General features: G+C 72.9%; 9 protein-coding genes. 4 read left to right on the forward strand and 5 right to left on the reverse strand.

Annotated features, from left to right (window positions below; translation table 11 throughout):
• The coding region (locus CA984_RS39910; RefSeq protein ID WP_165781594.1) for a serine/threonine-protein kinase at positions 1-2,965 on the reverse strand (2,965 nt) is incomplete at its 3' end.
• A 154-nt stretch (positions 2,966-3,119) separates the two neighbouring features.
• Between CA984_RS39910 and CA984_RS39915 the strand changes: the two genes are divergently transcribed.
• The 4 genes from CA984_RS39915 to CA984_RS39930 are packed head-to-tail and all read left to right on the forward strand — an operon-like array spanning position 3,120 to position 6,195.
• The gene (locus CA984_RS39915) at positions 3,120-3,824 is read left to right on the forward strand and encodes a hypothetical protein (RefSeq protein WP_133061917.1); all 705 of its coding nucleotides are present in this window, start codon (positions 3,120-3,122) and stop codon (positions 3,822-3,824) included.
• A 51-nt stretch (positions 3,825-3,875) separates the two neighbouring features.
• Complete coding sequence (locus CA984_RS39920) at positions 3,876-4,544, forward strand: thymidylate synthase family protein (protein ID WP_133061918.1); 669 nt, start codon at positions 3,876-3,878, stop codon at positions 4,542-4,544.
• Positions 4,483-5,109 carry an HAD-IA family hydrolase gene (locus tag CA984_RS39925; RefSeq protein WP_165781595.1) on the forward strand — a complete coding sequence of 209 codons (627 nt, stop codon included), beginning with the start codon at positions 4,483-4,485 and terminating at the stop codon, positions 5,107-5,109. Before CA984_RS39920 ends, CA984_RS39925 begins: the two co-directional genes overlap by 62 nt.
• A 54-nt stretch (positions 5,110-5,163) precedes the next feature.
• Positions 5,164-6,195, forward strand: a complete 1,032-nt coding sequence (locus tag CA984_RS39930) for a PLP-dependent cysteine synthase family protein (RefSeq protein ID WP_086578561.1) — start codon at positions 5,164-5,166, stop codon at positions 6,193-6,195.
• Between the two features lie 19 nt (positions 6,196-6,214).
• Here CA984_RS39930 and CA984_RS39935 read toward each other — a convergent pair whose 3' ends face one another.
• The 4 genes from CA984_RS39935 to CA984_RS39950 all read right to left on the reverse strand — a co-directional run.
• Positions 6,215-6,607 carry a type II toxin-antitoxin system VapC family toxin gene (locus tag CA984_RS39935; protein ID WP_012887563.1) on the reverse strand — a complete coding sequence of 131 codons (393 nt, stop codon included), beginning with the start codon at positions 6,605-6,607 and terminating at the stop codon, positions 6,215-6,217.
• Positions 6,607-6,870, reverse strand: a complete 264-nt coding sequence (locus CA984_RS39940; RefSeq protein WP_086578562.1) for a hypothetical protein — start codon at positions 6,868-6,870, stop codon at positions 6,607-6,609. The genes CA984_RS39935 and CA984_RS39940 overlap by 1 nt, the downstream gene beginning before the upstream one ends.
• A gap of 122 nt (positions 6,871-6,992) precedes the next feature.
• Positions 6,993-7,613, reverse strand: a complete 621-nt coding sequence (locus tag CA984_RS39945) for a GNAT family N-acetyltransferase (RefSeq protein ID WP_242676438.1) — start codon at positions 7,611-7,613, stop codon at positions 6,993-6,995.
• Between the two features lie 26 nt (positions 7,614-7,639).
• Positions 7,640-9,077: PH domain-containing protein (locus CA984_RS39950; RefSeq protein ID WP_207621217.1), on the reverse strand; the 1,438-nt coding region annotated here is incomplete at its 5' end.

Raw genomic sequence — 9,077 nt, forward strand, 5'->3', positions numbered from 1 at the left:
GATCTCCCCCCGGCTCCCCGGCCCGGCCGTCGCCCGGATCCCCGCCCGGACGGAAGGCCAGGCTCTCGATGAACCCCCGGTGCACCGTCCCGGTGATCCTGCCCGCGCGCACGTCCCAGATCTGGATCTCCTTGCCGCCCGCACCGCCAACACCGGCCGCGAGCCTCCGGCCGTCCCCGCTGAAGGCGAGGGCCATGACCGGTCCGGCCCCGGTCTCCAGAGTGGTGAGGCTCCGGCGGGTGGCGACATCCCACAGGGTCACCGCCGAACCGTCCCTGCGGGGGATGGCGAGTGTCCTGCCGTCCGGGCTGAACACCCCGGCCGAACCCGCGTCGGCGGTCAACGGGCCGCCGATCGGGGCCAGCCGGGTGGGGTCCCAGAGGCGGGCCACGCCCAGGTTGGCGTAGGCGAGCACCCGGCCCCCGGGAGCGAACGCCGCGCTCTCCCAGCCGCTGCGCTCCCTGGGCACGTTCAGTGTGTCGGTGTGGGTGACGGCGCTGATGTCGACCGATACCACCGAGCCGTACTCGGTCGGGTACCGCAGCGTGCGGCTGTCGGCGGTGAAGCGCGCTCTGCCGAAGGTCGCCAGGGGGAACTGCGCGGATATGGTCCGGTCGGCCACCTTCCAGAGATAGAGGGTGTCGTCCGCCTGCTCGGCGAGGAAGCGGCCGTCCGGGCTGAACCTGAGCGAGCCGCCGCCGGTGCTCGCGAAGTGCTCGCCGCGCTGCTTCCCATCGGCGGGGTCAAGCAGCGTGATCGAGGTGTCACCGCCGACCGCGAGGGTCGCGCCGTCCGGGCTGAACGCGATCTGCGGCGCTCCCCGCTCCCCCCGGAGGCTGACGGGGCCGTCGATCCTCCGGCTGAACGTCCGTCTCCCCGCGGCCAGGTCCCAGACCTCGACCGTGCCCTGACGGCCGGCCACGGCAGCCCACCGGCCGTCCGGCGAGACGGTCCCCTCCAGTTCGGTCCCGGCCACCGAGACCAGCGGCCCGCCCCCGGCCGGTGGGCGCATCACCAGCCGGTCGGGGCCGATGATCGAGATCAGCCGCCGCTCCGGCTCCAGCTCCGCCCTCGCCCCCTCGGGGATCGCCGGGCCGACGGCCTTGCCCGTGGCGCTGTCCCAGAGCCTCCTGCCGACCTGGAGGATCGAGCCGTCGGAGCTCGCCGCGGTCACGGCGGCGAGGTCTCCCACTCCCCGCAACGACCGGACCGGCCTGTGCGTGGCCACGTCGTACATGACGACCTCGCCGCCGTACGCCCGCACGAGCGTCCGCGCGTCGGGCGTCAGGACGTAGGAGGCCCTGGAGGTGGCGTCGGGGTCGGTGAACACGTCGATCTTCGCCTGGGCCAGTGCGGCCTGCAGCGCGGAGCGCGCCTCCGGCACCTGGGCGATCCGCCAGGCGGCCACGCTGAGCCGCATGGCGGTCCCGGGGTCGGAGTCGCGCAGGTCGTCGGCGCGGGCGGCGGCGGCCCGGGCGGCCGACTCGTCGCGCTGCCGCCCCAGGTCCTCGGCCTGCCCGGCGAGAGTCTGCCGCTGGTGCAGGGCGATCGCGGTCACGCCCAGCGAGAAGGCGAGCAGCACGGCCATCCCCGCGGTGACCAGCCGCCTCCTGCGCTGACGCCGCCGTTCCGCCGCCGAGGCCGTGTCGAGGAACTGCCGTTCCCGGCGGTTCATCCCGAGGTAGCGCCGCTCGGTCGCGGCCCAGTGCAGCGCCTCCCGGAGCGACGCCCCCTGGTAGAGGTCTCCGGGGAGGCGTCCGCGCTCCTCCCAGACCCGGGCCGCCTCGGCCAGCCGGCGATGCACCGGCAGCCCGTCGCGCTCGGCCGCCAGCCACTCGCGCAGCCGGGGCCAGGCCCGCGACAGGGCCGCTCCGGTCGGAGCGACGGTGGCGCCGTCCCTGACCAGCAGCCCGGCGGCGGCGAAACGGGCGATCACCGGCTCGTCCTCCGGCCGGTAGTCGACGCTCTGGATCGAGTCGTCACCGATCATGCGGAGCAGCACTCCAGGGGCGTCGGCCTGTGCCTCGGGCGACAGCCCGGTGAAGGCCTCCTCGGCGACCACGCCGAGCGCGGGGGCGCCGGATCCGGCCGGCAGGACCCCCCGGGCAGCCCGCGCCCCCGCCACGAGGGCCTCGGCCACCCCGTCCTCCGCCTCCCCTGCGGCGGCGCCGAGCAGGCCCGTCAGCAGTTCGTGCGCGGCCGGCCGGGCCGTCGCCTCCTTGGCCAGCGCGGCGGCCATCRGCGAGCGCAGCGGTTCGGCGACGTCGCCGAGGTCGGGGTCGACGGTGAGCACCCGGTGCATCACGCCGCCCAGGGTCTCCGCCTGGAACGGGTCCTTGCCCGTGGCGGCGAACAGCAGCACCCCGCCCCAGGCGAACACATCGGCCGGCGGGCCCGCCCGCTGCCCGACGAACACCTCGGGCGCCATGAACGTCGGCGTCCCCGCGACGACCCCCGTCGTGGTCGGCGGCATCTCCCCGGTCCTGGCCACGCCGAAATCGATCACCCGGGGTCCGTCCGGGCCGAGCAGCACGTTCTCCGGCTTGACGTCGCGATGGACCACCCCCGCGCGGTGGATCGCGGTCAGCGCCGTGGCCAGCGCGATGGCGAGCCGGTGCAGGGCGTCCCCGGCGTACGGCCCTGCCTCGCGGACCGCCCCGCGCAGGTCGGACCCGGCGACGAACTCGCTGACGATGTACGGCCTCGGCGCGTCGAAGTCCACCGCGAGGATCCGGGCGGTGCAGAACGACGCCACCCGCCGCGCCGCCTCCGCCTCCTTCATGAACCGCGTCCGCAGCCTCGGGTCCGCCGCCACGTCCCCGCGCAGCACCTTGATCGCGGCTCGGCCGCCCTCGGCGTCGTAGGCCTCGTAGACGATCCCCTGCCCGCCTGTCCCCAGCCGTCCGGCCAGCCGGTACGCGCCCAGCCGTACGGGATCACCCGGTGCGAGCGCCGTCAGTCCCATGGTGAGAAACCCCCGTCCCCGGCAACGTCACCCCTTAGATGCCGGATGGCTCAGAGAAGTTGTGAGAGATGTGGCGAATCACGCGCACGCGGCTAACAAGTGGGTCAAAATCTTCTTACCGCGCAAGTCCGCCAGCCCCCGAGAGTGGGTCCCGATGCGGAAGATGTTGCCGCGCATGACCGCGGAGTCGCTGCCCGAGAGGCTTGACGACCTGCCCGTGGAACCCAAGGACTTCCTCCAGCTCGTGGCCGTGGACTTCAGCGGGACCTACCACGTCTACCTCGCCGCCAAGGACGAACGGCTCAAGATGACCAGGCTCTCCATGAGCCTGCTCGCCGCCCCGTTCGCCGCCGCCATCGCGCTGGCGAGCGCGAAGGTGATCAACCCCGGGGCGCTGACCTCCTGGGACGGCGTGCCGTGGTATCTGTTCGCGACGATCGCCGCGTTCGGACTGCTGAACATGTTGCCATTCCTGCGGCTGATCGAGGCGGTGAACGCGCACATGCGGACCGCGCGGGCGCTCAACAACTTCCGCCTGCTCTACGTGGTCCAGCTCAAGGACCACTTCTCGGCCCTCGGCTGGACCCCCAACCTGCCGGTGGACCCCCGCTATCCCGAGACCTACGCGCCGCTCGCCTGGCCGGGGATCAACGTGATGATGCTGGCCCTCGTCAACAGCTCCTACATCGCGGTCGGCACGCTCGGCATGGTCGGGGCCGACCCCAACACGGCCCTGCTGCTGGTGGCCATCGGGCTGCTCGCACTGCTGCACTACGCCGTCTACTACGTCCGCGCCAACGTCTCCCGACGGCGCAGACTCCCACACAACCCCTTCCATTTCCCCAACGTGGAGACCTGAATGCCCGACCTCCTCAGATTCGCGTCTTGTGGGGAGACGTGGATCTGGCTGATGCGACACGTAAGGACCAACGGCAGGGCCGCCGAGGACGACCGGGGCCCGATCATCGAGGCCCAGGCGGTGCTGTTCGAGATCGCCGGGCTCGGCTGGGACGATCCGATCCTGGAGTCCTACGGCGACTCGGGGAAGATCCCGCTGTACGCCGGCAAGTTCAGCGAGTGCGCGGTCATCCCGCCCTTCAAGTACAGCTACGGCGGCCGGCTCCGCCAGCTCCTCGGCGTCGACCAGCTCCGCTGGGTCGCCGACGTGCTGCACGCCAAGCCGTACACCAAGAGCGGCTGGATCTCCCTGACCGTCCCGGGCGAGTCTCCCGACGCGGTGCCCTGCCTGACCAGCCTGGCCTTCCGGCTGCGCGACGGGGGGCTGGCGATGACCGCCGCCTTCCGGTCGCAGAACGTGTTCACCTCCTATCTGAACTACGTGCCGCTGCGTAGTATCCAGAACGAGGTCGCCGGCGACCTCGGGGTGGGCTGTGGGTCAATGAGGGTCTTCGTCGACGTTCCTCACATCTACGTCGCGGACGCGGCGGCGGTCGGGGAGATCCTCCGGCTGTCGGAGCGCGATGGGCTCGGCGAGGGAGCATCGGTACCAGGTCCTGTTGATCGACTTGGACGGGACCGTGGTCGACTATGCCCGGACCGAGCGAGGCGCGCTTCATGAGGTCCACCACCGCTTCTTCCGGATGGGCCGCGCCGAGTTCCTGGCGCGGTTCCACGCCGCCAACGAGCCGCTCTGGGCCGCCTACCGCGAGCACCGGATCACCCTGGCCGAGCTGCGGCTGGAACGCTGGGCCAGGATGGGCGCCCTTCCCTCGGTCGCGGTAGCGTTCGAGGACGCGCTCGGCCGGAACGTGACCCTGTTCCCCGAGGCCAGGGCCGCCCTGCGGCACCTGTCCCGGAGGTTCAGGCTGGCCCTGGTGACCGACGGCATCGCCCATGTCCAGCGGGCCAAGCTCCGCCGTACGCGGATCGGCGGGTTCTTCGAGCACGTGGTGATCGCGCCCGAGGTGGGCCTGCGCAAGCCCGACGGGGAGCTGCTCCACCACACCCTGGACCTGCTGGAGGCCAGGTCCGGCGACGCGCTCATGGTCGGCGACTCCCCGGCGAGCGACGGCGGCTGCGCGCGGGCCGCCGGCGTGGACTTCTGCTGGGTGAACCGCACGCAGGCGCCGCCCGCCCCCGGCATCCCCGTCCACCGGACCGTCGCCTGCCTCCGCACCGTCTAGAGCCGTCCGTACCGCCYGGAGCCGCCTGCCTCCGTACCCTCTAGATTCGTCCCCATGTGGTCAACAGAGGCGATCGAGCGACTGGACGGCGAGACGGCCCCGACCCCCCTGCTGGGCCTCCCCCTGCCGGGCCTCCGGCTCAAGGACGAGTCCGCGCACCCGACCGGCACCCTGAAACACCGGCTCGCCCAGGCCCTCTTCCGGTACGGCGTCGCCTGCGGGCGCATCCGCGAGGACACCGCGGTGGTGGAGGCCACCGGCGGCGGCTCGGCCGTCGCCCAGGCCTACTTCGCCCGGCTGCTCGGGCTCCGGTTCATCGCGGTCATGCCCGGGGAACCGTCCCCGTCCCGCGCGGCGGCGGTCGAGGAGCTCGGCGGCGAATGCCGGTTCGTGAATCCGCCCCTGGCGATCTACGACGAGGCCCGACGGCTGGCGGCGGAGCTGGGCGGTCACTTCATGGACCAGTTCGCCTGGGCGGAACGCGCGGTCGACTGGCAGTCCGGCGGGCTCGCCGAGGAGCTGTTCGACCAGGTGAGGAAGGTCGGCGGGGAGCCGGGCTGGGTCGTCGTGGGCGCGGGGACGGGCGCCACCGCCGCCGCGCTCGGCCGCCACATCCGCCTGCGCGGCCACGCCACCCGGCTGGCCGTCGCCGACCCGGAGAACTCCGCCTACTTCCCCGGCTGGGCCTACGGCGTCGCCGACTACGGCACCGGCATGCCTTCCAGGATCGAGGGCATCGGCCGCCCCCGCCTGGAGGCCGGCTTCATCCCCTCGCTCTACGACCTGGTGATGCCGGTCCCCGACGCGGCCAGCGTGGCCGCCGCCCGGCTGGTCCGCGAGATCACCGGGATTCCGGTCGGCGGGTCCACCGGGACGAACCTGTGGGCCGCGTGCGAGCTGGTCTCGCGCGGCTCCGAGGTCGTCACACTGATCGCCGACGCCGGGCCGCGCTACCTGGGGACCGTGCACGACGACGGGTGGGCGGCGGGCAGGGGCCTGGACCCCCGGCCCTACACGGCCGCGCTGGAGCGCTTCCTCTCCGGCGGCCCCTGGGACCCTCCCGGCGCCGCGGGCATGGATCGATGACGGCGGCCGCCGCGAACGTCTAGACCTTCACGGCGCGCAGGCGGTTCTGGCCGATGGCCGTGATGTCCTCGACATCGGAGGTCAGGACGGTCACCGGTCCGGGAAGGCGGAGGGCGGTGGCGCACACCATGGCGTCGACGGCGTGTCTGTGACCGTGGAGCCCGGCCGCGGCGAGCAACCGGGCCGCGTCGTGGGCGATCTCCCGGCTGACGGGTTCGACGCTCAGCCGGGAGAGAGTCCAGTCGTAGCGAGCCCTGTTGAGCCGGGGGTGGGAAACCTCGACGAGAGTGGCGGCGCTGACGACGACGCGGACGTCCTCCTCCTCGGCCGCCACCAGCCATTCGGTCAGCTCGGGAACCTGGAGGATCGCCTTCGACAGGCCTTCGCAGTCCAGAACGAGTGATCCGGGCATCACGCGGCCGGCGTGTGGCTGTCGCTCCGACCCTCGGGTCCGGTCCGCAGGAGAGCGCGTTTGCCCTCCACCCCCGCGCGATCCACGGGACCGTGCTGGGACTCGGCGGCGGCGACGATCTCTCGGAGATTGTCCCGCTCCACCTGCCGGGCCAGCGCCTTGGAGACGTACGCGGAGAAGCTGGCACTGCCGATCCGCGCCTGCACGGTCGCGGCCAGCTCCTCCGGAATCGTGACGCTGAACTTTCTGGTCCCACCGCTCATGCTACCGAAAGTAGCATAGGTAGCATCTTGAAGGCGATTAGGAGCGTTGAAAGTCCGGTTCCCATCGGATGACCGAGCCTTTCGGCGACGGGTCGCCGGAACCGGACGAGGCGGCCTCCGGGCTACGGGACGAACAGCGCTTCGGCGCCCACCGGGACGTATCCCGCGGCGAGGAAGGCCCGGACGCTGGCCGCGTTGCCCGGGGCGATCTGGGCCCAGAGCGGGTGCGGGGTGAGCTGACGGGCCGCGCATGCGAGAGCCCTTCCCAGGCCCCGGCCCTGGTGCTCCGGCTCGACCTCGATCGCGACCTCCCAGCGGCCCGCCACGCCGCGGCCGACGACGAGAAGGCCTCCCGGGCAGGTCCATGCCCGTACGGCGTCGCGGTACCGGCGGGCGAGCTCGACTCTCGGATGGCCGGTCCCGGCCGTCTCCGCCAGCGCGATCGACGGGCGGCCGCCCAGAGGCTCGGCGAGGGCGAGCATGTCGATGTTGTTGATCGGGCGGCCCATCCGTTCCTCCAGGGCGCTGAGGAACGGCGGGTTGAGCGGCGCGGAGAGATCTCCTCCGGGAAGCCGGTCACGGATCCACGACGCCTCGACGTCGGCGAATATCACGTTGTGAGCGGTGAAGGCGATGATCCCCGCGTCCCGTGGCGATGGCTGGGGCAGGATCGTCGGCCCCGCGTCCGGCGCGGGGAACCGCCCCTGCGACGCCTCGGCGAGCAGATCCGTCAACGTGTTCACTCCGCCGCCCTCCATCGCGTCCGATCCTAGTTCCCGGAAGATCGGCGGACGAAGGGTGCGAGCAGACCGGGCACCGACTCCTCGGCGAACACCAGCCCTCGGGTGACGGAGACGTCCCTGACCTTGTAGGACCCCTTGCCCGCCGCCGTGGTCGCGGCCAGCGTGAGCAGGCCCGACCTCCGCTGGAAGGGCGAACGGCTGACGGTCCAGCCGATGATCGCGGTACGGCGGAGCACCACGGTCCGGCGCCGGGCCGTGCCGTACCGGGTGACGAGGTAGGGGCCGCGGAGGCCGTGGCCCAGGTTGCGGTAGGCGTCGCGGGCCAGCAGCAGTCCGGCGGGGAGCAGGGCCGGGCCGGCCAGCCAGAGGAGGCCGGGGACCCAGCTCAGCCACGCGGCGAGCCCGGCCGACAGGAGCCCGAGGACGAGCGGCGGCCAGATCGCGTGGACGACCCTGCGCCGCAGCGCGGCCCGGGGGTGGGCGACGAGCCGCGCGAGGGCCGGTGAGGCGCCCTCGGCCAGCACGGCGGCGGCGCTCCGGTGCGCCTCGGCGCGCGGAGCGGGCGGCAGCAGGGCCGTCGAGTCGTCCTCGCCGAGCCCGGTGGCCAAGGCGTTCAGCCTGGCGCCTCCGCCCCAGCGCAACGGCAGCGGCTCCGCCACCTCGACCCCGTGCAGCCGCCGCTCCTCCAGCGACAGGGAACGGGTGGTCAGCAGGCCCCGCCGCACGAGGAAGGTGCGGTCGGGTTCGCGGGTCAGGCGGAAGTTCCACCAGGCCTCCACGTAGAGCAGGAGGGCTCCCGAAAGCCCGATCGCCAGGACGACCCCGACGGCGACGGCGAGGACCACGACCGGGTGGGTCGCCATGACGGCGGCCCACAGCTCGCCGAGGAAACCGACCTCCGCGGGACTGACTCCGAAGATGTCCAGCACGCGGAAGAACAGGCCGAAGGGGGCCAGGCCGATCGGCAGCGCCCAGCTGCTCAGCAGCGCGTAGCGGATCCAGGCCGGGCGCAGCTCCGCGATGACGGAGTCGGCGGGGGCCGTACGGCCGAGCAGGCTCCGCCGCAGGAGCAGGGCGCCGGCCCGGGAGACGCCGTCGAGGGCGAATCCCTTCTCCGCGTCGTTCTGGCCGGTACCGATCTTGACCGTGGCCAGGCCGAAGACCCGGTGCATCGGGCGGGCCGTCAGGTCGACGCTGCGCACCCGGTCACGCGGGACCGAACGGTGCCTGCGGAAGAGCAGGCCGGAGCGGAGCTCGACGCGGTCACCGGTGACCCGGTAGCGGGTGGTGAAGTAGCGGAGCAGGCCGATCACGGTGATCACGGCGCCGGTCGCGAGGATCGAGCCGAGGGTGATGACGGTCTGCAGGTTCAGCCGGTCGCGGGCGACCAGGGCCGTGACCGCGATGGGCGCCAGCGGCCCGATCACCCAGCCCAGGCTCAGCCACGGCATCCGCGGATCGAGC

Origin of the sequence: Streptosporangium minutum (assembly GCF_002149035.1) — a bacterium.
Lineage (GTDB): Bacteria > Actinomycetota > Actinomycetes > Streptosporangiales > Streptosporangiaceae > Streptosporangium > Streptosporangium minutum.